Origin of the sequence: Rhodococcus sp. PD04 (assembly GCF_035918275.1) — a bacterium.
Classification (GTDB): Bacteria; Actinomycetota; Actinomycetes; order Mycobacteriales; family Mycobacteriaceae; genus Rhodococcus; species Rhodococcus rhodochrous.
In genome coordinates, this window is sequence record NZ_CP142143.1 from 985,345 (window position 1) to 1,008,025 (window position 22,681).

20 protein-coding genes and 1 pseudogene are annotated in these 22,681 nt (G+C 69.3%); 13 read left to right on the forward strand and 8 right to left on the reverse strand.

From position 1 onward, the window contains the following. From U9J23_RS04635 to U9J23_RS04660, 6 genes are all read right to left on the reverse strand, one after another. Nucleotides 1–273, reverse strand: coding sequence for a helix-turn-helix transcriptional regulator (locus U9J23_RS04635; protein ID WP_016934131.1), 273 nt, complete (start codon nucleotides 271–273; stop codon nucleotides 1–3). Between the two features lie 69 nt (nucleotides 274–342). Beyond that, the gene (locus U9J23_RS04640; RefSeq protein ID WP_059381753.1) at nucleotides 343–720 is read right to left on the reverse strand and encodes an RNA-binding S4 domain-containing protein; all 378 of its coding nucleotides are present in this window, start codon (nucleotides 718–720) and stop codon (nucleotides 343–345) included. Further along, complete coding sequence (locus U9J23_RS04645) at nucleotides 721–2,358, reverse strand: ABC-F family ATP-binding cassette domain-containing protein (protein ID WP_326601605.1); 1,638 nt, start codon at nucleotides 2,356–2,358, stop codon at nucleotides 721–723. A gap of 67 nt (nucleotides 2,359–2,425) precedes the next feature. Continuing rightward, nucleotides 2,426–3,790 carry an MFS transporter gene (locus U9J23_RS04650; RefSeq protein WP_229580517.1) on the reverse strand — a complete coding sequence of 455 codons (1,365 nt, stop codon included), beginning with the start codon at nucleotides 3,788–3,790 and terminating at the stop codon, nucleotides 2,426–2,428. Between the two features lie 116 nt (nucleotides 3,791–3,906). Continuing rightward, nucleotides 3,907–4,980 carry a S1C family serine protease gene (locus tag U9J23_RS04655; protein ID WP_326601608.1) on the reverse strand — a complete coding sequence of 358 codons (1,074 nt, stop codon included), beginning with the start codon at nucleotides 4,978–4,980 and terminating at the stop codon, nucleotides 3,907–3,909. Next, the gene (locus U9J23_RS04660) at nucleotides 4,977–6,107 is read right to left on the reverse strand and encodes an NAD(P)-binding domain-containing protein (RefSeq protein ID WP_085469287.1); all 1,131 of its coding nucleotides are present in this window, start codon (nucleotides 6,105–6,107) and stop codon (nucleotides 4,977–4,979) included. Before U9J23_RS04660 ends, U9J23_RS04655 begins: the two co-directional genes overlap by 4 nt. 131 nt (nucleotides 6,108–6,238) lie before the next feature. On the opposite strand from U9J23_RS04660, the gene U9J23_RS04665 reads away from it, so the two are divergent. The 7 genes from U9J23_RS04665 to U9J23_RS04695 all read left to right on the forward strand — a co-directional run bounded on the left by U9J23_RS04665 (nucleotide 6,239) and on the right by U9J23_RS04695 (nucleotide 12,918). Next, nucleotides 6,239–7,129 carry an SPFH domain-containing protein gene (locus tag U9J23_RS04665; RefSeq protein ID WP_085469288.1) on the forward strand — a complete coding sequence of 297 codons (891 nt, stop codon included), beginning with the start codon at nucleotides 6,239–6,241 and terminating at the stop codon, nucleotides 7,127–7,129. A gap of 12 nt (nucleotides 7,130–7,141) precedes the next feature. Then, a complete protein-coding gene (locus U9J23_RS04670) occupies nucleotides 7,142–7,351 on the forward strand; it encodes a hypothetical protein (RefSeq protein WP_085469289.1) in 210 nt (69 codons plus the stop codon). Between the two features lie 6 nt (nucleotides 7,352–7,357). Next, the gene (locus U9J23_RS04675; RefSeq protein WP_059381749.1) at nucleotides 7,358–8,041 is read left to right on the forward strand and encodes a DUF2332 family protein; all 684 of its coding nucleotides are present in this window, start codon (nucleotides 7,358–7,360) and stop codon (nucleotides 8,039–8,041) included. 137 nt (nucleotides 8,042–8,178) lie between these two features. Further along, nucleotides 8,179–8,910: an enoyl-CoA hydratase gene (locus U9J23_RS04680; RefSeq protein ID WP_059381780.1), complete on the forward strand. Its 732-nt coding sequence runs from the start codon at nucleotides 8,179–8,181 to the stop codon at nucleotides 8,908–8,910. Beyond that, complete coding sequence (locus U9J23_RS04685) at nucleotides 8,907–10,040, forward strand: MBL fold metallo-hydrolase (protein WP_326601612.1); 1,134 nt, start codon at nucleotides 8,907–8,909, stop codon at nucleotides 10,038–10,040. Before U9J23_RS04680 ends, U9J23_RS04685 begins: the two co-directional genes overlap by 4 nt. 52 nt (nucleotides 10,041–10,092) lie before the next feature. After that, nucleotides 10,093–12,570, forward strand: a complete 2,478-nt coding sequence (locus U9J23_RS04690; RefSeq protein ID WP_059381747.1) for an HAD-IC family P-type ATPase — start codon at nucleotides 10,093–10,095, stop codon at nucleotides 12,568–12,570. 63 nt (nucleotides 12,571–12,633) lie between these two features. Continuing rightward, nucleotides 12,634–12,918 (forward strand): antitoxin, encoded by a 285-nt coding sequence (locus U9J23_RS04695; protein ID WP_059381746.1) that lies wholly within the window; start codon nucleotides 12,634–12,636, stop codon nucleotides 12,916–12,918. Here the strand turns inward: U9J23_RS04695 and U9J23_RS04700 are convergent, their stop codons facing one another. Both U9J23_RS04700 and U9J23_RS04705 read right to left on the reverse strand, forming a co-directional pair. After that, nucleotides 12,919–13,875, reverse strand: coding sequence for a TIGR03885 family FMN-dependent LLM class oxidoreductase (locus tag U9J23_RS04700; protein WP_326601615.1), 957 nt, complete (start codon nucleotides 13,873–13,875; stop codon nucleotides 12,919–12,921). Nucleotides 13,876–13,904: 29 nt separating this feature from the next. Further along, entirely contained in the window at nucleotides 13,905–15,674 is a 1,770-nt protein-coding gene (locus tag U9J23_RS04705; RefSeq protein ID WP_229580512.1) for a glycoside hydrolase family 15 protein, read from the reverse strand. 309 nt (nucleotides 15,675–15,983) lie between these two features. On the opposite strand from U9J23_RS04705, the pseudogene U9J23_RS04710 reads away from it, so the two are divergent. The 6 genes and pseudogenes from U9J23_RS04710 to U9J23_RS04735 all read left to right on the forward strand — a co-directional run bounded on the left by U9J23_RS04710 (nucleotide 15,984) and on the right by U9J23_RS04735 (nucleotide 22,679). Continuing rightward, nucleotides 15,984–16,899, forward strand: a pseudogene (locus U9J23_RS04710) (alpha/beta hydrolase). Nucleotides 16,900–16,996: 97 nt separating this feature from the next. Further along, on the forward strand, nucleotides 16,997–18,664 hold the full coding sequence (locus U9J23_RS04715; RefSeq protein WP_106200542.1) for a Na+/H+ antiporter: 1,668 nt from the start codon (nucleotides 16,997–16,999) through the stop codon (nucleotides 18,662–18,664). A gap of 33 nt (nucleotides 18,665–18,697) precedes the next feature. Continuing rightward, entirely contained in the window at nucleotides 18,698–20,233 is a 1,536-nt protein-coding gene (locus tag U9J23_RS04720; RefSeq protein ID WP_059381742.1) for a SulP family inorganic anion transporter, read from the forward strand. 46 nt (nucleotides 20,234–20,279) lie between these two features. Beyond that, nucleotides 20,280–21,494 carry a sensor histidine kinase gene (locus U9J23_RS04725; protein WP_085469294.1) on the forward strand — a complete coding sequence of 405 codons (1,215 nt, stop codon included), beginning with the start codon at nucleotides 20,280–20,282 and terminating at the stop codon, nucleotides 21,492–21,494. A gap of 31 nt (nucleotides 21,495–21,525) precedes the next feature. Continuing rightward, nucleotides 21,526–22,308 (forward strand): LytR/AlgR family response regulator transcription factor, encoded by a 783-nt coding sequence (locus U9J23_RS04730; RefSeq protein ID WP_085469295.1) that lies wholly within the window; start codon nucleotides 21,526–21,528, stop codon nucleotides 22,306–22,308. Then, nucleotides 22,305–22,679, forward strand: coding sequence for a hypothetical protein (locus U9J23_RS04735; RefSeq protein WP_059381779.1), 375 nt, complete (start codon nucleotides 22,305–22,307; stop codon nucleotides 22,677–22,679). The genes U9J23_RS04730 and U9J23_RS04735 overlap by 4 nt, the downstream gene beginning before the upstream one ends. Nucleotides 22,680–22,681: the final 2 nt, after the last annotated feature.

Consider the following 22,681-nt stretch of genomic DNA (forward strand, 5'->3'; position numbering starts at 1 on the left):
TCAGGCCTCCTTCCGAGGCTTGTACAGCTCGGTCGACAACGGCGTGAACTCGGTGCGGGAGAAGACGGCCTCGACCGGTAGTCCGAAGACATCGCAGATGCGGAAGGCGAGATCGAGACTCGGATAGTGGTCGCCGCGTTCGAGTGCGCCGACGGTCTGCGGGTTCACGTCGATGAGCGCGGCCAGTTGTGCGCGGCTCATGCCACGCTCCGCGCGCAGCACGCGGATGCGGTTGTAGATGGGGAGAGTTTCCCCACGACGTACCGGACTCATGGAACAAAGTGTTGTGAAAACACAACACTTTGTCAATGGGTGACGACGGATCGATACATCGTGGACTTGTCAGTCGTCGTCGGCGAAGCCGCGAAGACGGTCGAGTTCGCGGCGTTCCTTCTTCGTCGGACGACCCGCCCCGCGGTCACGGCGGGGGAGCGCCGCCAGGACTTCCTTCGGCGGAGGCGGGGGACTGTGATCGATGTAGGCGGTCGCGGCGATCGGTGCACCCACGCGCTTGTTCATCAGCTGGGTGACCTCGACGATCTTCTCCGTACCGTGCGCGCGTACGCGGACTTCGGCGCCGATCGTCACCGGCGTCGACGGTTTGGCCGTTACCCCGTCGACGCGGACGTGCCCGGCGCGGCACGCGCTCGCCGCAGCGGACCGGGTCTTGAACAACCGGACCGACCACGTCCAGCTGTCCACGCGCACGCTTCCACCCATCTACAGCAACTCCTCGCTCAGCTTCCCGTCGTCGAGCATCCATCGACGTGTCGTCCGTGTGGTCTCCAGCATGCGGCGATCGTGCGTGATCAGCAGCAGAGTGCCCTCGAAACTGTCGACGGCCTGCTCGAGTTGCTCGATCGCCGGCAGGTCCAGATGGTTGGTGGGTTCGTCGAGCACCAACAGATTGACGCCGCGTGCCTGCAACAGCGCGAGCCCCGCGCGGGTGCGTTCGCCCGACGACAGTGACGACGCCGTCCGCAGGACGTGGTGACCCTTGAGAGCGAACTTCGCGAGCAGGGTCCGCACGTCGGCGTCCGGCCAGTCGGGCACGTTGCGACCGAACGCCTCGACGAGCGGTTCGTCGCCCTCGAACAGGCTGCGGGCCTGATCGATCTCGCCGACGAGCACACCCGAGCCCAGCGACGCGCGACCGGAATCCGGTTCGATCGTGCCGAGCAGCAACCGCAGCAGAGTGGACTTCCCGGCGCCGTTCGGACCGGTGACGACGATGCGATCGCCCCACTCGACCTGCGTGGTGATCGGCCCGAGGACGAAGTCACCCCGCCGGACGACGGCCTCGTCGAGGGTCGCGACCACGGTGCCGCTGCGCGGGGCGGCGGCGATGGCCATGCGCAGTTCCCATTCCTTGCGAGGCTCCTCGACGACGTCGAGCCGCTCGATGCGCCGCTGCGTCTGACGCGCCTTCGCGGCCTGTTTCTCGGTGGCCTCCGCGCGGTGCTTGCGTCCGATCTTGTCGTTGTCCTTGGACTTGCGGCGCGCGTTGCGGACTCCGTGTTCGAGCCAGTTGCGTTGCATCCGGGCGCGTTCCTCGAGCTGCGACCTGGTGTCGGCGAACTCCTCGTACTGTTCACGCGCGTGCCGGCGTGCCACCTCGCGCTCGACGAGATACGCCTCGTATCCGCCCTCGTAGACCGAGATCTGCTGTTGCACGGGATCGAGTTCGACGATGCCCGTCACGGTGCGTGCGAGGAACTCGCGGTCGTGGCTGACGACCACCAGTGCCGTGCGCGTCTCGTCGACGAACCGTTCGAGCCGTTCGAGGCCGGCCAGATCCAGGTCGTTGGTCGGTTCGTCGAGCAGGAGCACGTCGTAGCGCGAGAGCAGCAGCGCCGCCAACCCGGCGCGGGCGGCCTGACCACCGGAGAGCGACGTCATCGGAGCGTCGAGCCCGACGTCCAGACCGAGGTCGTCGACCACCTTCTCGGCGCGCTCGGCCAGGTCGGCGCCGCCGAGCGCCAGCCACCGTTCGAGGGCCGGGGTGTAGTCGTCCTCGCCGGAGTCGCCGAGGCGCTCGGCGGCGGCGTTCATGACGCGTTCGGCCTCGGCGACACCGGTACGCCGGGAGAGGAAGCCGAGGATCGTCTCGCCCGGCACCCGCTCGGGTTCCTGCGCGAGGTAGCCGATCGTGGCGTCGGGCGGGCTGAGGATCACCGAGCCGGTGACATCGGCGTCGCCGACCCCCGCGAGGGTGGTGAGCAGCGTCGATTTCCCGGCGCCGTTGGCCCCCACGAGTCCGATCACGTCGCCCGGTGCGACGGTGAGATCGAGTCCGTCGAACAGGACACGTTCCCCACGGGAGGCCGACAGGCCGTCGATACGAAGTGTTGCGCTCACGCTCCGAGTATCCCGGTCGAGGTGGAACCGGGTTCGGGCGCGGGTCCTCCGTGCCACGGGAGCACCGTCAGCTCCGGCACTCCGCGGGGACGACCCCCTCGTCCACCGGGTCGACTTCCTCCCCGTCCACCGGAACGAGTTCGAGCGGATTGTCGATCTCGTCGCGCGGCGTCCGGGCCGCGACGATCACGATCATCGCCGCGACGGCCGGCACGATCCCCGCCACCGCGAAGGTCGGCGCGAGCCCGACCGTGAGGGCGAGCGGCCCGGCCACGGCCATCGACAGCGGCATGAACACGATCGAGACGAAGAAGTCGAGACTCGACACCCGGCCCAGCAGGTGCGCGGGCACCCGCCGTTGCAGCAGCGTCCCCCACACGACGGATCCGGCGTTGAACAGGGCGCCGACGACGAACACCGCCACGATCATGATCAGTACCGATCCCGAGACGCCGATGACGACGAGAGGGATACAACCCAGGCCCCACATCAGGAGCGGGACGGTGAGATAGCGCCTCGGCAGCCGCAGTGACGCCACGAGCATCGACCCGACGGCACCACCGACACCGAAACCGGCCATCACCATCGCGTGCTGCGACGGCCCGCCCCCGGTCGCCTCGCGGATCGCGAACGGGATCAGCACCTCGATCGGCCCGAGCACGCACAGGACCGCGACGGAACCGAACAGGAGGGTTCCGAGCAACCACGGCGTGCGCACGGTGAACCGCACACCCTCCGTGAGATCGTCCACCACGGAACGGAATCCGCTCGATTCGTCGCTCTGTGCGTCGTCACGGCGGACCGCGGTCGGGTGCATCGCGAGGATGCACAGCGCACCGACCACCTCGAGGAGTGCGACCGTGCACATGGCGACCGCCGGGGACGAGGCCGCCACGACGGCGCTCGCCGCCGCCGGACCGGCCGCCTGCATGAGCGTCGGCCGGAGCACGCCCTCGACCCCGTTGGCGGCGAGCAGGTCCTGCGGCGGGACGATGGACGGCAACAGCGCCGAATAGGCCGGGAACTGGACCCCGTTGGCGAGCCCCAGCGCGAAACCCACGGCGGTGAGGTGCCAGAAGGTGATCGATCCGTTCACGGCGAGCGCAGCCGTCACCGCGACCAGCACCGCCCGTGCGATGTACGTCGCGAGGAGCAGGGTGCGCTGCGGGATCCGATCGGCGAGCACACCTCCGAGAAGTGCGACGAGGACCATGCCCACCGCCGGCCCCACCGCGACGGACGACAGTTCGGCCGGGCCACCGCCCATCTCGACGACCTGCCACACCACCGCGATGAGCCAGGTGCCCACGGACAGCAGTCCCGCCGCGAGCGCCAGGATCAGCAGGCGGTACTGCGGATGAGCGAACGGCCGCACGGGCCCGCGCGCCAGGCGCGGACGCCGATGCGGCGGTGATGCGGTGTGGTTGCTCATCGTGTTCCCCCGGTCGTCGGACGGTCCGATGAGATCTTGCGACCTCGAGGCGACTCGAGGTCAAGTGTCTTCGCCTCTCGGGCGACCGATCAACCGATTTTCGGTGGACGTCGCCGTCAGCGTGCGGGGCCGAATTCGAGAACGATGTCGGCGGAACGCCTTTCGCCGCTCTCGGTGGTCCACTCGATCGACACGACATCGCCGGGACTGCGACGGAGCAGGCGCTCCTCGAGTTCACCGGTCGACGAGACCCGCTCACCGTCGAACGACACCACGACGTCACCGGCGTCGAGACCGGCGTGATAGGCGGGACTGTCGTAGGAGACCCACAGCACTTCGGCCCCGAGATCCTGGCCGTCCCTGCGCGCGGTGGTGACGCTCGCGCCCAGCCGGGGTGTCGGACCCACGTGCACCGACCCTTCGCTCACCCCCGTCCGCACCTGCTCGACGACGGTGACCGCCTCGGTGATGGGCACCGCGTACGCCTCGGGGGTCGTATCGGGCGAGGTGTCGGTGTTCCGCTGCACCGCACCCGCGGTGTTGATGCCCACGACCGTTCCGTACTCGTCGACCAGCGGCCCGCCGGAATCACCCGGCCGGATGGGGGCGTCGGTGCGGATCATCCCCGTGAGGCGGTGGCGCGAACCGTCCGTGGCGTCGCGCACAACCACGTTGCGGTCGAACTCGACGATTGTGCCGGGGGTCGCCACGACGACCCCACCGCCCTGGGAGTTGCCGAAGGCCGTGACCCGGCTGCCCACCGGCGGCAGGTCCTCGGCGATCGTGGCGGCCGGGAGGTCGCTCGCAGTGCCGAGTCGCAGCACGGCGAGATCGCGCTCGCGGTCGTAGCCGAGGACCTCCGCGTCGTAGATCAGGCCGTTCGCGCCGCTCACCGCGCTGATGTCGGTGGCTCCGCTCACCACATGATGATTCGTGACGACCGTGCCGTCGGGAGTGATCACGATCCCGGTGCCCGTCATGCCCGTCCATCCCGCGCTCGCGTCGATCGTCACGACGACCGGCAGGGTGCGCGCGGTGAGTTCGTCGGCGGTCAGCGGCGTCGGGGGCGGAGCGACCGGCACCGGAGGTGGGGGAGGGAGCGCGACGTCGACCAGGGCCGGTGCCGATGCGACGAGGCTGGCGGTGGTCGCGAGCGCGACCAGCAGCACCGATCCGCCCCGCCCGCTCACTGCTGCGGCACCTCGCGGGTGAGATGGTCGAGCAGTTCCCGGGCCGCGGCGCGACCGGCGCGGTTCGCCCCGATCGTGGACGCCGACGGGCCGTAGCCGACGAGGTGGATGCGAGGATCCTTCGCGACGCGGGTCGCGAGCCGGCCGTCCATCGTGATGCCGCCCCCGGCGTTGCGCAACGACAGCGGCGCCAGGTGGTCGAGGGAACTCCGGAATCCGGTGCACCACAGGATGACGTCGACGTCGAGTGTCCGGCCGTCGCTCCACCGCACACCGGTCTCGGTGATCCCGGAGAACATCGGGGATCGCTCCAGCGCGCCGCGTTCGCGGGCGGCCCGCAGCGCCGGGGTGAGGGGGAGCCCGGTGACGGAGACGACCGATCCGGGTGGCAGTCCGCGTCGTACCCGATCCTCCACGAGCGCGACGGCGGCGTGACCGCGCTCGGCCGTGAAAGGTTCCTCGCTCCAAGCGGGTTCGCGTCGCGTCACCCAGGTGGTCTCGGTGACGCGGGAGATCTCGTCGAGGAGCTGGACCGCGGAGATGCCGCCGCCGACGACGAGCACGTGCTGCCCGGTGAACTCCTCCGCCGTTCGGTAGTCCTTGGTGTGCAACTGGCGTCCGGTGAAGCGCGCGGCGCCGGGGTACCACGGGACGAAGGGGCGCTCCCAGGTGCCGGTCGCGTTGATGATGCCGCGTGCCGCGTAGACGGCCGATTCGGTCTCCACGCGCAGTCGCTCGCCGCGGTCGCACACGACCCGCACGGTGGTGGGGCGGTGGACGGGAAGGTCGAACTCCTTCTCGTAGGCGGCGTAGTACTGCGGTACCGCGGAGGCTGCCGGAACCTCTCCCGCGGAGGTGTCGACGACGTCGGCGAACGCGAGGCCGGGCAGGTCGTGGACGCCGTTGACGGTGCTCAGTGTCAGTGACGGCCAGCGGTCCTGCCATGCGCCGCCGGGGCCGAACGAGCGGTCGAGGACGACGAATCCGGTCTCGGGGGCGACTCCGAAGCGGGTGAGGAAGTAGGCGGTGGACAGGCCGGCCTGCCCGGCGCCGATCACGACGATGTCGACCGGCGTCGCATCGGCGGTCTGTACCTCGGCCGCATCGAGTGCCTCGTCGGCGAGCATCGCGAGCCTCCCTCTCGGATCGTTGTCCTTCATCATGCCGCGATCACGTCCGGTGCGCGGAAGGAACGCTGTCCGAGTCCGGATAAATGTGATATCACTTTAATATCGCTTTGACTCTGGGAGGTAGGAACATGGATGTCGTGCAGTCACCCGTGACCGTCGAGCGGCCGGGCCCCTCGTCCAACGGCTGGCCGGTGCTGATCGCCGCTCTGGTCGTGATCGCCGCAGGCGCCGGTCTGATCGGCTGGGGAGCGGTGGATGTCACCGTTCCGCTGATCGTCGCCGGTGGTGTTCTCGTCGTGCTCGCCCTCGTGGCGCTCGCCGGACTCGTCCTCGTCGAGCCGAACGAGGCCCGCGTCCTCCAGCTCCTCGGCAGCTCGTACACCGGCACCCTGCGCGAGCCCGGCCTGCGCTGGATGAACCCGCTCAACACCCGCCGCAAGATCTCCACCCGTATCCGCAACCACGAGACCGGCAAGGCCAAGGTCAACGACGCCGACGGCAACCCCATCGAGATCTCGGCGGTCATCGTGTGGCAGGTCGAGGACACCGCGCGCGCCGTCTTCGACGTCGACGATTTCGAGGAGTTCGTCGCCGTGCAGACCGAGGCCGCGGTCCGTCACATCGCCGGCTCGTACCCGTACGACGCTGCGCCGGAAGTGATGTCGCTACGCCAGAATGCCGACGAGATCACCACCAAGCTCTCGGCCGAGGTCCACGACCGCGTGCAGTCCGCCGGCATCCGCGTCATCGAGACCCGCATCAACCAGCTCGCCTACGCACCCGAGATCGCTCAGGCGATGCTGCGACGCCAGCAGGCCGGCGCCGTCATCGCGGCCCGCGAGCAGATCGTCAAAGGCGCCGTCTCGATGGTCGGCACCGCATTGGCCCGCCTCGAGGCCGAGCACACCGTCGAACTCGACGAGGAACGCAAGGCCGCGATGGTCTCGAATCTCCTCGTGGTGTTGTGTGGAGACCAGAGTGCTCAGCCCGTCCTCAACACGGGATCGCTGTACCAGTAGGGATCATGCGGCATGGCCGAACGTAAGAAGGTGCTGCTGCGCCTCGACCCGGCAGTCCACGACGCGCTCGCGCGGTGGGCTGCCGACGAGTTGCGCAGCACCAACGCCCAGATCGATTTCCTGCTCCGGCGGGCCCTCACCGAGGCCGGCCGGATGCCGCGCGAGGTGGGGCGCATGCGCAGACCGGGTCGTCCGCGCACCGACGCCGACGACGAGGAGTGAGCCGACATGGCCGACACGGCACGACGGAGAAGCGCCGCCGACGAGACGGGTCGCTACGCAGTGCTCCACCCGGCGATCGCCGAGGCGGCCCACCGCGCGGGTGCGACCGCGATCGGCCTGATCGACGTGGGGCGCACCGCGGCCCTGAACCTGTGCGTCGACCGTGTGGGCATCACCTACAGCGACGGCGTCTTCCTGGGCGATCCGGATTCCCCTGTGCAGGAGAGTTGTTCGATCGTCCACGGCGGGTCGGTTCCCGAGCGGGCGATGCCTCCGGTGGTCGCGCGCGCCGCCGTGACGCGGCACCGGCCCGGCGTCGAGGACGCCCTGCTCGCCGAGGACCCACCCGTCCGGTTCTGCGGCGACCTCGTGGACCTGCTGCCCGACGCGATCGCGGCGGTACCCGAGGGTGCTCTGCCCGTCGTGACGACGACCTGGGCGTTGTCGCGTCTGGCGATCCCGCGACGCCCGTCGTTCGTCATCCGCCTCCGCGAGGCGGCCGCGGTGCGAACGGTCGCGTGGGTGTCGGCCGAGGGTGTGGGCGTCGCGCCGTCGATCCCGACGCTCGGTGATCGCCCGGCCTCCGGTCACAGCATCGTCGGTATCGCGTTGTACGAGGGCTCTCGGCAGCGGGTGGATGCGGTGGCGCGCTGCTGGTCGCGCGGGCGTCTCCTCGACTGGTTCCACTGATCCCGATTCCACAGTTTCGGTGGTTCCAGCCCCGCTCAGCGGGGTCGGATCCACCGAAATCGGATCAGGGCGATCAGGGCATGCTCGAACTGATGGAATGATGCGGGGTGTTCGGTGACGAAGGGATGGGGCGACACATGATCGGGATCAGCCGCGACGGCGACGTCGTGACCGTGGAACTGCAACGCGAGGAACGCAGGAACGCGCTCAACACGCAGTTGTGCGTGGAGATCCGCGAAGCCGTGGACAAGGCCGTGGCCGACGACGCGCGCGTCATGGTGATCACCGGGCGGGGCTCGAGCTTCTGCGCCGGGGCCGATCTCTCCGGCGACGTCTACGCCGAAGGGTTCACCGACAGCCTCGCCGAGATGCTGCGCACCATCGTCGAGGCGCCGATTCCGGTGATCGCGGCCGTCAACGGCCCGGCCATCGGTGCCGGCACCCAGCTGACGCTCGCGTCGGACCTGAGGGTCGTGGCGCCCACCGCGCGTTTCTCGGTTCCTGCTGCGCGCCTCGGTATCTCGGTGGACCGCTGGACGGTCCGGCGCCTCGCCTCGCTCATCGGCGGCGGTCCGGCACGCGCCGTCTTCCTCGCCGCCGAACCCGTCCACGCCGAGGAGGCGCTCGCGCGGGGGCTCGCCAACCGCATCGGCGATCTCGCCGCCGCCCAGGCCTGGGCGCACGAGATCGCGAAGCTCGCGCCGCTGTCGCTGAACGCGATGAAGTTGTTCCTCAACGACGACGGCACCCGCGACGAGGCCACACCCGAACAGACTGCCGCACTCGCTGCGGCATGGCTCAGCGAGGACGCCCAGGAGGCCAGGCTCGCTCGTTCCGAGCGCCGCGACCCGATCTTCCGCGGACGATGAACGTCCGGTCCGCGGTCTCGGCCGCGCTCGCCGGAGCGGGCACTCTGTGGGTCGCGCGTGCCGTCAACGGCCTGCCCGGTTCCATCGGCGCCTCGGTCTCCGACATCCGCCCGTATGCCGCCGCGTCGCCCCGCTACCGCGACGGTCGTTTCCACAACACCGACCCGGCGTCCGTGCTCGGCCCCGAGGCGGCGGGCGGTTTCGCGAAGGACCTGCTCACCCGAGGGTCGCGGGGGAGACCTCGCACCGACGTGCCGTTGTCGCCCTATCTCGCTCCGGTCGACGCGGCGGATCTCGCCGTGACGTGGTTCGGGCACTCGACCGCCCTCGTGGAGGTCGACGGTTACCGGGTGCTGTGCGACCCGGTGTGGAGCGAGCGCGTGTCGCCGTCACCGACCGTCGGCCCGGCACGTCTGCATCCGGTGCCGGTCGAACTGCAGACCCTGCCGCGCCTCGATGCGGTGGTGATCTCGCACGACCACTACGACCATCTCGACCGGTTCACGATCGAGAGCCTCGCCGTGCTGCAGCCGACCGTCCGGTTCGTCGTCCCACTGGGGGTGGGTGCGCACCTGCGCCGCTGGCGGATCGACGAGGACCGCATCGTCGAACTCGACTGGGACGAGCACGTCGAGGTCGACGGCCTGCGCATCACGTGCACCGAGGCCCGGCACTTCTCCGGCCGGGGCCTGCAGCGCAACATCACGTTGTGGTCGTCGTGGGTGTTCACCGGGCCGGTGCGCCGGGTGTTCTTCGGTGGTGACAGCGGGTACACCCCGCGGTTCGCGGACGTCGGCGAGGCATACGGGCCGTTCGACCTGACGTTGCTGCCCGTCGGCGCCTACGACAAGCGCTGGCCCGACGTGCACATGAATCCGGAGGAGGCGGTGCGCACGCATCTCGACCTCGGTGGTGTCGACCGTCGCGACAGTCTGCTGGTGCCCGTGCACTGGGGAACCTTCGACCTCGCCTTCCATGCCTGGTCGGAGCCGATCACCCGGTTGCTGCCCGCCGCGAAGGAGTCGGAGGTGATCACGGCGGTACCGATGCCGGGTCAGCGGATCGACGTGTCGAAGTCCGACACGTCGAAGCCCGTCGCACTCGAGCCCTGGTGGCTCGCGTCGAGCTGATCCACCCGCCACGACACCGGTTGTTCGCTTTCGTGCCCTAATCTGGTTCGTCATGGCAGTAGAAGAGCCCACGACGGTGGTGGGAACGGGCGAGGCGCCGGTCCTCGCACCCGACCACGCAGCCAACGGGCTGTCCACCGAGCAGGTCGCCGAGCGTGTGGCGCGTGGCCTCACCAACGATGTCCCCGACCGCGCATCCCGGTCGGTCAAGGACATCGTCCGGGCCAACGTGTTCACCCGCATCAACGCGATCCTCGGGGTGCTGCTGCTGATCGTGCTGGCCACCGGCTCGATCATCGACGGCATGTTCGGTCTGCTGATCATCGCGAACAGCAGCATCGGCATCATCCAGGAGGTGCGCGCCAAGCGCACCCTCGACAAACTGGCCATCGTCAGCCAGACGAAGCCCGTCGTGCGCCGGGACGGCGCCGCCGCGCCGATCGTTCCCCGCGAAGTGGTCCTCGACGACCTCATCGAGCTCGGCCCCGGCGACCAGCTGGTCGTCGACGGCGAGGTGGTCGAGGCCCAGGGACTCGAACTGGACGAGTCGCTGCTGACGGGCGAGTCGGATCCCGTGCACAAGGTGCCCGGTTCGACGGTCATGTCGGGCAGCTTCGTCGCCTCCGGTTCCGGCTCCTACCGCGCGACGAAGGTCGGCCGCGACGCCTACGCGGCGCGGCTCGCGGAAGAGGCCAGCAAGTTCACGCTCGTGAAGTCGGAGCTGAACGCGGGCATCAACAAGATCCTGCGCTTCATCACCTACCTGATGATCCCCGCGGGTCTGCTCATCATCTACAACCAGCTCTTCTCCAGCGGCGAGTCGCTCGGCCCCGCGCTGAGCGGCATGGTCGCCGCCCTCGTGCCGATGGTGCCCGAGGGCCTCGTGCTCATGACCTCCATCGCGTTCGCGGTCGGTGTCGTCCGCCTCGGGCGACGCCAATGCCTCGTGCAGGAACTGCCGGCGATCGAAGGCCTCGCGCGCGTCGACGTGGTGTGCGCCGACAAGACCGGCACGCTCACCGAGAACGGCATGCGCCTGTCCGACCTCGAAGCCGTCGACGGCAGCGACCTCGACGAGGCCCGCGCCGCCCTGGCCGCGCTCGCGGCCGACGACCCGCGCCCCAACGCCAGCGTCCTCGCGATCGCCGAGGCGTTCCCCACCGCCCCCGGCTGGGGCGAGCCGACGGCCGTCGCGCCGTTCTCGTCGGCGAAGAAGTGGAGCGGTCAGTCGTACGGCATCCACGGCAATTGGCTCCTCGGCGCACCCGACGTGCTGCTCGACCCCGGCACCGACGCGGCGCGACGCGCCGAGGAACTCGGCTCGAACGGACTGCGGGTGCTGCTGCTCGCGCGCAGCGACCGTCCGGTCGACGACGAACTTGCTCCCGGCACGGTCACGCCGGCGGCGCTCGTCGTCCTCGAACAGCGGGTACGCCCGGACGCGAAGCCGACCCTCGAGTACTTCGCCGGCCAGCAGGTCGACGTCAAGGTCATCTCCGGCGACAACGCGATCGCCGTCGGTGCGGTCGCCTCGTCGCTCGGCCTGCCGGGCAGCGCGTCCCCCATCGACGCGCGTTCCCTGCCGGAGGGCGGGAACGAACTCGCCGACGTCGTCGAGGGCTCGACGACCTTCGGCCGGGTCCGTCCCGACCAGAAGCGCGCGATGGTCGGGGCGCTGCAGTCGCGCGGCCACACCGTCGCGATGACCGGCGACGGCGTCAACGACGTGCTCGCCCTCAAGGACGCCGACATCGGAGTCGCGATGGGATCGGGCAGCCCCGCCACCCGTGCGGTCGCGCAGATCGTCCTTCTCGACAACAAGTTCGCGACGCTGCCCTACGTGGTGGCCGAGGGTCGTCGGGTCATCGGCAACATCGAACGCGTCTCCAACCTGTTCCTCACCAAGACGGTGTACTCGGTGCTCCTCGCCTTCCTGGTGGGCGTGTCGGGTGTGCTGTCGCAGGTATTCGACTTCGAGCCGTTGCCGTACCCGTTCCTGCCGCGCCACGTGACGATCGCGGCGTGGTTCACCATCGGCATCCCCGCCTTCCTGCTGTCGCTGGCACCGAACAACGAGCGGGCACGCTCGGGCTTCGTCTCCCGCGTGATGCGACTGGCGATCCCCTCGGGCGTCGTGGTCGGTGTGGCGACCTTCGTCTGTTACGTGCTCGTCTACGGCGGTCCGGAGCAGACCGAGCAGCAGAAGATCCAGGCCGGTACCTCGGCCCTGATCACCCTGCTGATCATCGCGCTGTGGGTGCTCGCGGTGGTCGCCCGCCCGTACCAGTGGTGGAAGATCGTGCTGCTCGCCGGTTCGGTGCTCGGCTACGTGATCCTGTTCTCCGTACCGTTCACCCGCGAGTTCTTCGCGCTCGACCCGTCGAACGTCGGGTACACGACGATCGCGGTGACGTGCGGGCTGATCGGAGTCGTCCTCGTCGAGGCCCTGTGGTGGGTGTCGGGGCGTCTGCACGGGGAACGCCGGCGCCTGTTCGCTGCCCACGACGATCTGCTGCCGGGCGTACACTGACCCGCAGCGCACGGATGGGTGCGCCCGAACCTCACGGCGATCCGACGAGGGAAGGACCGAACGATGGGTTTCATGGATTCGGTGAAGGGCCTTGTGAACAAGGGCAAGGACTACGCCGCGAAGAATCCCGACAAGGCCGACCAGTTCATCGAGAAGGCCGGCGACCAGGTGGACGGACGTACCGGCGGGAAGTACGCCCAGCACGTCGACAAGGCGCAGGACGCCGCTCGTCAGCATCTGGGTACCACCGACAATCCCGCACCGGGCACGCAGCCCGAACCCGGCGGTGAGCCGGGCCCCGAGGGCGGTCCGGGCCCCGAAGCACAGCCGGGTCCGCGTCAACCCTGATCACGGCAGATACGGAAGTACCGTGTCGCCGAAGGTGTCGATGAACGGGCGCTGATCCGGCCCCACATGGTGCAGGTAGATCTCGTCGAAACCGAGTTCGGCGAATTCGCACAGGCGGTCGACGTGTTCGGCGGGATCGTCGGACACGATCACTGCGCCCTCGAGGTCGCCGTCGTCGAGTTCGGCGGCGTGGGACTCGAATTCCTCGGCTGTGGCAAGCTCTGCCATGAGTTCCGGCGGTAGGGCGTTCGTCGCCCACTGTTCCCGTGCGATCTCCCGAGCACGCTCCCGGGTGGGAGCCCAACTCAGATGGACCTGCAGCACGGTCCGTCCACGTCCGCCTCCGTCGTGGTAGGCGCCGAGGATCCGGCGCAGGTCGTCGAGCGGGGCGTTGACGGTGACGAGACCGTCGACCCGGTCGGCGAAACGACCGGCCGTTTCGGGAGTCAATGCAGGAAGCAGGATTTCGGGAGGGATCTCCGGCCGGTCCCAGACCCGTCCGCGGTCGACCCTCACCGCGCCGTCGTGGTCGACGACCTCGCCCGCGTGCAGGCGTCGCACGATGTCGAGGTTCTCGCCGAGGAGTTGCTGCCGTTCCTCCTTGGGTGGCCAGGCGACTCCGGACATCCGTTCGTTGCAGTGCTCGCCGCTGCCGAGTGCGAACCAGAAGCGGTGCGGGAACATCGATGCCAGAGTGGCGGTGGCCTGGGCGGTGACGACGGGGTGGTAGCGGAAGCCGGTCGCGGTGACGACACCGAAACGTAGGTCGGTGGTGGCCAGGGCCGCTCCGAGCCACGACCACGCGAACCCCGAGTGTCCCTGGCGGTGCGACCACGGCTCGATGTGGTCCGAGCACATGGCCGCCCCGAAGCCGGCCGCTTCCGCGAGCCGGACGTCCTCGAGCAGGCGGGATGGGGACGCCTGTTCGTGTGAGGCGTGAAAACCTATCAGCGTCATACCTGTCCGCTCCTCCGGTCGATCGGCGATCAGTACTTCTCGATGAGTGTGAGTGCAGCCGTCATGAGCGCGAGGTGGCCCAGTCCCTGGGGGAGATTGCCGAGGAAGGTACCGTCCTCGGCGATCATCTCCGAGTACAGGCCCACGTCGTTGGCGAGCGGTACGAGTTCGCCCATCAGTTCGGTGGCTTCGTCGGTCCGTCCCGTCTCGGCCAGTGCGGCGACCATCCAGTACGCGCAGGCGACGAACGTCCCTTCCTCCTTGTCGGCACCGCTGTACCGGTAGAGCAGCGGTCCGCGGCCGAGTTCCCGTCGCAGGGCATCGCAGGTGGCCTGCATGCGCGGACCCCGGTCGTACCCGCCGACGGCTCCGAGCAGGACGGACGCGTCCAGGCGATCGGTGCCGGGATAGGCGGTGTAGCAACCCTGTTCGTCCGACCAGCAGTTCTCCTCGATCCAGTCGCGGATGAGATCGCGTTCGCGTCGCCAGCGATCCGCCGTTCCCGGGATCTGCCCGACCTCGGCGAGGTGGACGGCGCGGTCGAGCGCGTGCCAGCAACTCATCTTCGAGTTGGTGTAGTGCTCGCGTTCGAGCAGTTCCCAGATGCCGTGATCGGCCTGCTGCCAGACATCGCAGGTGTGGTCGGCGATGCGGGCGAGCAGACGCGCGGTCGCGATGTCGAGCACGTAACCCTCACTGCTGTAGAGGGTCACGATCTCGAACAGGTCGCCGTAGATCCCGAGCTGCAATTGGCCTGCGGCCCTGTTCCCCTCGACCACCGGGCCGATTCCGCGCCAACCCGGAACGTCCAGTCGCCGTTCGTCGTCGGGCGTTCCGCCGTCGAGCCGGGTGAACACCTCCGCATCGGCGCCCTGATCGCGCACCACGCGGAGCAACCAGCTCATCGCGGCGTGCACCTCCTCGCGATCGCCGAGACGGATCAGCGCGTGCAGGGTGTAGGCGGCGTCGCGCACCCATGCGAAACGGTAGTCCCAGTTCTTCTCGCCGTCCGGGTTCTCCGGAACGGACGTCGTCGCCGCCGCGGCGATCGCGCCCGATCGGTTCTGCAGCAGTTTCAGTGCGAGCGCGCTCCGGATCACCGCGTCGGCCCAGGGGCCGTCGTAGTGCAGGAGCGTCGACCACTGCTTCCATCGGTCGACGGTGCGGTCGATGTTGGCAACGATCGCGTCGGCGTCGGGCAACGGCAGGGGCTCGTTCTCCGTCGACAGCACGGCGATCAGGTGCCGGGACCCGGCCGAGGTGGTGAAACCGCCACCGATCGAGCGGTGCTCGACCACGGGTTCACCCGTGCCGGACGTGCGCACCCCGATGCTCACGGTGCCCACCCGCAGGACAGGGCCGTGCTGGGTCCGGTCGCACCAGGGCTGGTACCGGCCCAGTCCGGTGCCGGGCGCGACCGTCCAGCGCATCGCGACCTCGCCGTCCAGACCTTCGACGCGGCGGGCGAGCTCACCCCAGGGCAACCGCCCGGCGACGCCCGTGTCGATCGAATCGGTCACCCGGACACGGCCCTGTGCCGTGGTGAAGACGGTGCTCAGCACGTTCGTTCCCGGCACGTATGCGCGTTCGACGGTGAACTCGTCGACCGGCCGCAGTTCGACGGAACCGCCCGCCGGTGCATCGAGCAGTCGCGCGAAGACGGGGTGCGAGTCGAGGTGCGGTACCGGATACCAGTCCACCGACCCGTCCTCGGCGACGAGGGCGACGGTGTCGCCGTCGCCCAGTGCGGCATAGGAGCGCAGGTCCGCGTAGCCGTCGTCGTCGCGGGCTGGGATCACACGCACTCCTCGCTGGGCCGGGTACACGGCGGTCGATCGGTTGCATACCCGTGCCGGGTCGGAGCAAACGACCTGCCGATCCCGTTGTGGGATCGGGTATGCGGGCCGGTCGTGGGAACAGGCGGAGCGAACGGAGTCCGGCAGGCCGGCCGAAGATGATGACGTGGCCACCACGTACTCGAGATTCGTTGCGACGCAGCATATTATTCGCATGAGCTCGACATTGTGCAGGTCGAGGCGGGCAACTATCGTGCGCCGCATACCTGGTGCAGACATCACTCGTCGGTACGACGACGAAGGGATCGGACGATGACCGCAGCGGCCTATGCCGAGTTCCTGCCCGAGAATTACCGATCGGCTCGGCGGGAACCGGAGTCTACGTGGTGGGAGTGGCGTGGTCGCCGCGTCCACATCGCCCGCGACCGCCGTCCCGATGCTCCGGTGCGCGTGATGGGAATCCACGGCGCGGGCGGCCATTCCGCGGCGCTCTGGTCGTTCGCTTGCCTGGCTGCGGACGACGACGTGGACATCCTCTTCCCGGACATGCCCGTCTACGGCCGCACCGTCGAACCCCATCCCTCGCAGGTCCGCTACTGCGATTGGATCGACCTGCTCTGCGACCTCGTTGCCGCCGAACGCGCCGACGATCCCCGGCCGCTGGTCCTCTTCGGCGCGAGTATGGGCGGGATGATGGCCTACGAGGTCGCGGCCCGCACCGGATAGGTGGCCGCGGTGGTCGCGACCTGCCTCCTCGACCCCGGCGACCCCCAGGGGCGGGTAGCCGCAGCCCGATGGGGCTTCGCCGGAAAGGTGGCACCGTCGCTTCTGCCGCCCGTGGCCCGGGTGGCAGGTGATCTCCGACTGCCGATCAGATGGCTCGTGCGGATGAACCGGATGAGCAACGACCCCGACCTCACGCGCATGTGCGAGTCGGACCCGCTCGGGGGGAGGAGTCCGGATCCCGCTGGGATTTCTGGCCGACTGGTTCACCTACCCGCATGCCGCGCCCGAGGACTTCACCGCAGCCCCGGTCACGCTCGTGCACCCGGCCGCCGACCGCTGGACCCCACCGGAGCCCAGCCTGCGGTTCCTCGACCGCATCTCCGCGCCGACGCAGGCCGTCCTGCTCGAGAACTGCGGGCACTGGCCGATCGAGGAGCCCGGACTCACCCGGCTGATCGCCACGACGCGTGCCGTCATCACCGGGGTGGCCGCACAAGGGTGATCACGGATCCGGCACCCGACTGCGGGTTCGCTTCGGCCGGCCGCCGGCTGTGTCACCATCACACCGTGAACCGGACGCCTGGCACGGTGCCGTCGCGATGAACGGCGCGTGGATCCTGCTGGTCGTCATCGCCGGGATCGCGGTGACCGCCGTCGCGTCGCGCCGCGACCTGCAGGCCCCGCTCGTGCTCGTCACCGTCGGAGCGCTGGTGTCGTTCGTGCCGGGCCTGCCGAGGCTCGAACTGGATCCGGAGATCATCCTCGGGGTCGTCCTGCCGCCGCTGCTGTATTCGTCGGCCCTGCGGTTCTCGGTTCCCACCTTCCGGCAGTACCTGCCGTCGATCCTGCGGCTCGGCATCTACGCCGTGCTCGTCACGGCGTTCGTCGTGGCGTGGACGGCATCCGCGATGATGGCGGCGCTGACCTTCGGTGCGGCGCTCGCTCTCGGCGCCGTCGTCGCACCGACCGATGCGGTCAGTGCCGTCGCCGTGGGCCAGCGACTCGGACTGCCGAAACGGGTCATCGCGGTGCTGACCGGGGAAGGGCTGGTCAACGACGCCACCGCACTGACCCTGTTCACCGTGGCGATCTCGGCCGTCACGGGCACACACATCCTCGCCGATTCGCCGTTCCTGTTCTTCGTCTACGAGGTCGCGGGTGGCATCGCCGTCGGTCTGGTGCTCGCGTACGCCGTCCACCTGATCCGTGCCCGGATGTACGACTCGCCGCTCGAGACCGTGCTCGGGCTGGTGCTGCCGTTCGCGGCCTATCTCGCCGCCGAGGAGATCCACGCCTCGGGAGTGCTCGCCGTCGTCGCCGCCGGACTGTTCATCGGGCACCGGGCCACCGAGGTCTCGGTGAGCACGCGACTGCAGGAACGCGCGGTGTGGAAGAGCGTCGACGTGGTGCTCGAGACGTTCGTCTTCGCCTACATGGGCCTGCAACTGCGGTTCGTCCTCGACGAGGTCCGTGACAGCGGCACCGATCTGCGCCTCGCGTTGCTCGGTGCGGTGGTGATCCTGCTCGTCGTCATGATCGTGAGGCCCGCGTGGGGTCTGCTGCACTGGGGGCGGCGCGCGCTCGTGCGACGCGCCGGATCCGAACGCCTCGGCCGCGACCAGCTGAACTTCCGGGAACACGTCGTGGTGTCGTGGGCGGGTATGCGCGGGGTCGTCACCCTCGCCGCGGCCGGTGGGGTGCCGGTGGCGATCGCGTCGGGTGCTCCTTTCCCCGGACGCGAGATGATCCAGATCTCCGCGCTGGTCGTCGCCATCGGCACCCTCCTCATCCAGGGTGCGACGATGCCGTGGCTCATCCGCCGACTCGACGTCACCGACCCCTACGAGCGGCTGCGGACCGAGGAACAGATGGCGGTGGCCCGCAGGATCTCGGCCGAGTCGAGCGATCGGGTGCTCACCGAACTCGCCACGCATCCACCCGAGGGCGTGGACCCGGAGATCTACGACAAACTTCTGGCCAAGGCGCGCAAGTCGCTCCGGTCCCGGCAGGAGGCGGAGACCGTCGAGGACACGGCGGAGGACGCCGGAACGCGACTGGCCGCGCTGTTCGACGACATCCGGCGGGCGTCCCTGCAGGCGCGACGCCAGGCCCTCATCGACGCCCGCGACCGCGGTGAACTCGACGACGAGATCCTCCGCGACGTGCTCGAGAGCCTGGACATCGACGAAGCAGCGGTGGAGGAGCGCATCCGCCGCCGGCGTCGGGACGACGGTGCCCGAGGTCGGGACGACGATGTGCAACGGTAGGGACGACAGGGCGCAACGGTAGAATTTCCGCAAGTGAACACCCCGCACGGCCCGGAACAGGTGCCGCACGATCCCCGCACCGAAGTCTCCGTCCGATTCGCTCTCCGGTCGCCTGCTCGTCTGAAGACCGAACTCCTGGCCGGCCTGGTCGTGGCGCTCGCCCTGATCCCGGAGGCCATCGCCTTCTCCGTGATCGCCGGTGTCGACCCCCGGGTCGGGCTGTTCGCCTCGGTGACCATGGCGATCACCATCGCGATCGTCGGGGGACGGCCCGCGATGATCTCGGCGGCGACCGCGGCGGTGGCGCTCGTGATCGCCCCGGTGTCCGAGCAGTACGGGGTGGACCACCTCATCGCGACGGTGATCCTCGGGGGCATCTTCCAGGTGCTGCTCAGCTTCCTCGGCGTCGCCAAACTCATGCGGTTCGTGCCGCGCAGCGTCATGGTCGGCTTCGTCAATTCGCTCGCGATCCTCGTCTTCGTCGCCCAGATCCCGCACCTCGTGGACGTGCCGTGGATGGTCTATCCGCTGGTGGCAGCAGGTCTGCTGGTGCTCGTGTTCCTCCCGAGGATCACCGAGGCCGTGCCGGCTCCGCTCGTCACGATCGTGCTCCTCACCGTCGTGACGGTGGCCTTCTCGCTGAACGTGCCCGACGTTGCGGACCAGGGTGAACTGCCCGAGAGCCTGCCCTCGCTCTTCGTCCCGGACGTGCCGATGACCTTCGAGACCCTCCGGATCCTCGCGCCCTACGCGCTCGCGATGGCCCTCGTCGGCCTCATGGAATCGCTGATGACGGCCAAACTCGTCGACGACATCACCGACACGCGGTCGGACAAGACCCGCGAGGGCTGGGGTCAGGGCATCGCCAACATCGTGACCGGATTCTTCGGTGGCATGGGCGGTTGCGCCGTCGTCGGCCAGACCATGATGAACGTGAAGGTCTCCGGGGCGCGGACCCGTCTGTCCACCCTGGCGGCAGGCGTGTTCCTGCTGATCCTCGTGGTCGCGCTCGGCGACATCGTCGGGCTGGTCCCGATGGCTGCCCTCGTCGCCGTGATGATCATGGTGTCGATCGCGACGATCGACTGGCACAGCGTGCATCCGCGGACGCTGCGGCTGATGCCGCTCAGCGAGACCGTCGTCATGGTCGTCACCGTCGTGGCCACGGTGAGCACCGGCAATCTCGCGATCGGAGTGTCGCTCGGAGTGCTCACGGCGATGGTGCTGTTCGCCCGTCGCGTCGCGCACATGACCACCGTCGAGAAGATCGCCGATGCCGACACCGACGGGGACGGAGGAGTGGACACGCGCACCTATCGGGTGACCGGTGAACTGTTCTGGGCGTCGAGCAACGACCTCGTCCACCAGTTCGACTACATCGGCGACCCGGAGAACGTCGTCATCGACCTCACCGACGCCGACATCTGGGATGCGTCCACCGTCGCCACCTTCGACGCGATCCAGCAGAAGTACGCAGCCAAGGGCAAGACGGTCACCATCGTCGGACTCGACGGTGCGAGCCTCGAACGCCTCCGCAGGCTCTCCGGCCGACTCGGTGGGGAGAACTGACCGCGCATACCGGGAGCGGTGGGTCGATTCGACGTAACGTGAGCGCATGATCGCGATCGAGCTCGCCGCGGTGGTACTGCTCCTGGTGCTGGTCGTGGTCTCGGTGGTGCTGTGGACCCGGCGGGTGGTCACCACACCCGCCGAACGCGCGGTCCACGCGACCCTGCACACGGCGTCCCTCGCGGCGCGCCCCCTGCGCGCCGGGCTCGACGCGTCGTCGGCGAAGGAAGCGGCCCCGCACCTGCGGATGCTGTTGGCCGAAGCACGCGCGGTGGCGCTGCTGGACGAGAACGGTGGCCTGCTCGCCTGGGACGGCCCGTTCGAGGAACTGACGGACGAGATGATCGCCGCCGCGGGCCGGGCCGTCGCAGACAAGCGCCGCGTGCTCGTCGGGCACCACGACCTGCGGCGAGGCCACGGCGACCTAGCGGCCCGCGCACTGATCGCCCAGCCGCTCGTCGTGGAGGACATGGGTGTCGCAGGGGTGCTCGGCGTCGTAACGACCGTCGAACCCGGCCCGGCGCTGCTCGGCGCGATCACCGAGGTGGCGCGGTACGCGTGCAGTCAGATCGAGCTCGCCGAGCTCGATGCCTCCCGTGCCCGGCTCGACCGTGCCGAGGTCCGCGCGCTGCGCGCCCAGATCAGTCCGCACTTCATCTACAACGCGCTCAACACGGTGGCGTCGTTCGTCCGGACCGACCCCGACCGGGCCCGCGAACTGCTGCTGGATTTCGCCGATTTCACCCGCTACTCGTTCCGCGCGGCCGGCGAGTACACCCTGCTCGCCGACGAACTGCGCAACATCGACCGGTACCTGACGCTCGAACGTGCCCGCTTCGGCAATGCCCTCGAGGTGCGCCTGCAGATCGCGCCCGAGGTGCTCAATGTGACGTTGCCCTTCCTCGCTCTGCAACCGCTCGTCGAGAACGCCGTGCGGCACGGGATCGCGGGCAAGGACACCCGCACGGGCACGATCACCATCACCGCGGCCGACGAGGGCACCGACTGCGTCATCAGCGTCGAGGACGACGGCATCGGCATGGACCCGGAACTGCTGCGCTCCGGCACGCTCGACGCGATCGCCGAGAGCGACCACGGCAGCGGAGTCCGCGAGTCCGCGCACGTGGGCCTCGCCAACGTCGACGACCGGTTGCGGGCGGCCTTCGGCAACGACTACGGCCTCGTCATCGAGACCGCGCCGGGGGCAGGCACCCGGGTGAGCATGCGCGTGCCGAAGTTCAGGGCGGGTATCCGGCCGTGAGGAACACCCGGCATGGCACGATGGATTCGCCGTGAACGAGATCACAGACAACCTGACCGTGCTGGCGGTCGACGACGAACCGCCGGCCCTCGACGAGCTGGCCTACCTGCTGCGCGCGCAGGAGGAGATCGGCGTCGTACACACCGCGGGAGACGCGACGACCGCTCTGCGTGTGCTGCGCGACGGAGGCATCGACGCGGTCTTCCTCGACATCAACATGCCCGGGCTCGACGGCCTGGAACTCGCGGGCATCCTGCGCAATTTCGCGGTGTCCCCGGCCGTGGTGTTCGTGACGGCGCACGACGACCGCGCGGTCTCGGCATTCGACCTCGGCGCCGTCGACTACGTCCTCAAGCCGCTGCGGGAGGAACGACTCGCCGAAGCGGTCCGGCGGATCGCCGAACGCAGCCGACCCGCCGCGCAGGCGACATCCGAGACCGGCCAGAGCGACGACGTGATCCCGGTCGAGCTCGGTGGGGTCACCACGCTCGTGCCGCGCTCGTCCGTCCACTGGGTCGAGGCCGAGGGCGACTACGCGCGACTGCACACCGCGACCGGTTCGCACCTGGTGCGTATCCCGATATCGACGCTCGAGAACCGCTGGGCCGACGCCGGCTTCCTGCGGGTGCACCGCTCCTATCTCGTGGCGTTGCCGCTCGTCACCGGTATCCGCAGTGTGGGTTCGGGTCTGGTCGTGTGCCTGCGCGGCGACAGCAACTCCCCGCCCGTCGAACTGCCCGTCAGTCGCCGGCACACGCGGGAACTCAAGGACCGGCTCATCCGCGGTCCGATGCAGTCGTGGACGTCCCGATGAGCACCACCGGCGGCCCACCCCCGCCGCGTCAGAAGGTCGTCCTCGCCGAACGGCGCGGGGCGCGCATGGTCCGCACCCGGGTCGAGGTGCAGCAGCAGACCGAGGTGGGCGACGCGATGGTGCGCGGGCTGGTCCGGGCTCAGCTCGGGCTCGCCCTGCGCGTCGCACTGTTCACGGTGTGTCTGCTGGGCGCCGTTCCGGTGCTGTTCCACCTCGCTCCCGGTCTCGCGGCGGTGACGGTCCTCGGGATCCGCCTGCCGTGGGTGTTGCTCGGTGTGGTCGGTTATCCGATCCTGCTCGGTATCGCGTGGGTGTATCTGCGCCTCGCCGAACGCAACGAGCAGGATTTCACCGACCTCACCGACGATTGACG

Excerpts from the sequence above, each read along its gene's own strand:
- U9J23_RS04635 (WP_016934131.1), bottom strand. The coding sequence starts at position 273 with ATGAGTCCGGTACGTCGTGGGGAAACTCTCCCCATCTACAACCGCATC.
- U9J23_RS04640 (WP_059381753.1), bottom strand. The coding sequence starts at position 720 with ATGGGTGGAAGCGTGCGCGTGGACAGCTGGACGTGGTCGGTCCGGTTG.
- U9J23_RS04650 (WP_229580517.1), bottom strand. The coding sequence starts at position 3,790 with ATGAGCAACCACACCGCATCACCGCCGCATCGGCGTCCGCGCCTGGCG.
- U9J23_RS04660 (WP_085469287.1), bottom strand. The coding sequence starts at position 6,107 with ATGCTCGCCGACGAGGCACTCGATGCGGCCGAGGTACAGACCGCCGAT.
- U9J23_RS04665 (WP_085469288.1), top strand. The coding sequence starts at position 6,239 with ATGGATGTCGTGCAGTCACCCGTGACCGTCGAGCGGCCGGGCCCCTCG.
- U9J23_RS04670 (WP_085469289.1), top strand. The coding sequence starts at position 7,142 with ATGGCCGAACGTAAGAAGGTGCTGCTGCGCCTCGACCCGGCAGTCCAC.
- U9J23_RS04675 (WP_059381749.1), top strand. The coding sequence starts at position 7,358 with ATGGCCGACACGGCACGACGGAGAAGCGCCGCCGACGAGACGGGTCGC.
- U9J23_RS04680 (WP_059381780.1), top strand. The coding sequence starts at position 8,179 with ATGATCGGGATCAGCCGCGACGGCGACGTCGTGACCGTGGAACTGCAA.
- U9J23_RS04685 (WP_326601612.1), top strand. The coding sequence starts at position 8,907 with ATGAACGTCCGGTCCGCGGTCTCGGCCGCGCTCGCCGGAGCGGGCACT.
- U9J23_RS04690 (WP_059381747.1), top strand. The coding sequence starts at position 10,093 with ATGGCAGTAGAAGAGCCCACGACGGTGGTGGGAACGGGCGAGGCGCCG.
- U9J23_RS04695 (WP_059381746.1), top strand. The coding sequence starts at position 12,634 with ATGGGTTTCATGGATTCGGTGAAGGGCCTTGTGAACAAGGGCAAGGAC.
- U9J23_RS04700 (WP_326601615.1), bottom strand. The coding sequence starts at position 13,875 with ATGACGCTGATAGGTTTTCACGCCTCACACGAACAGGCGTCCCCATCC.
- U9J23_RS04715 (WP_106200542.1), top strand. The coding sequence starts at position 16,997 with ATGAACGGCGCGTGGATCCTGCTGGTCGTCATCGCCGGGATCGCGGTG.
- U9J23_RS04725 (WP_085469294.1), top strand. The coding sequence starts at position 20,280 with ATGATCGCGATCGAGCTCGCCGCGGTGGTACTGCTCCTGGTGCTGGTC.
- U9J23_RS04735 (WP_059381779.1), top strand. The coding sequence starts at position 22,305 with ATGAGCACCACCGGCGGCCCACCCCCGCCGCGTCAGAAGGTCGTCCTC.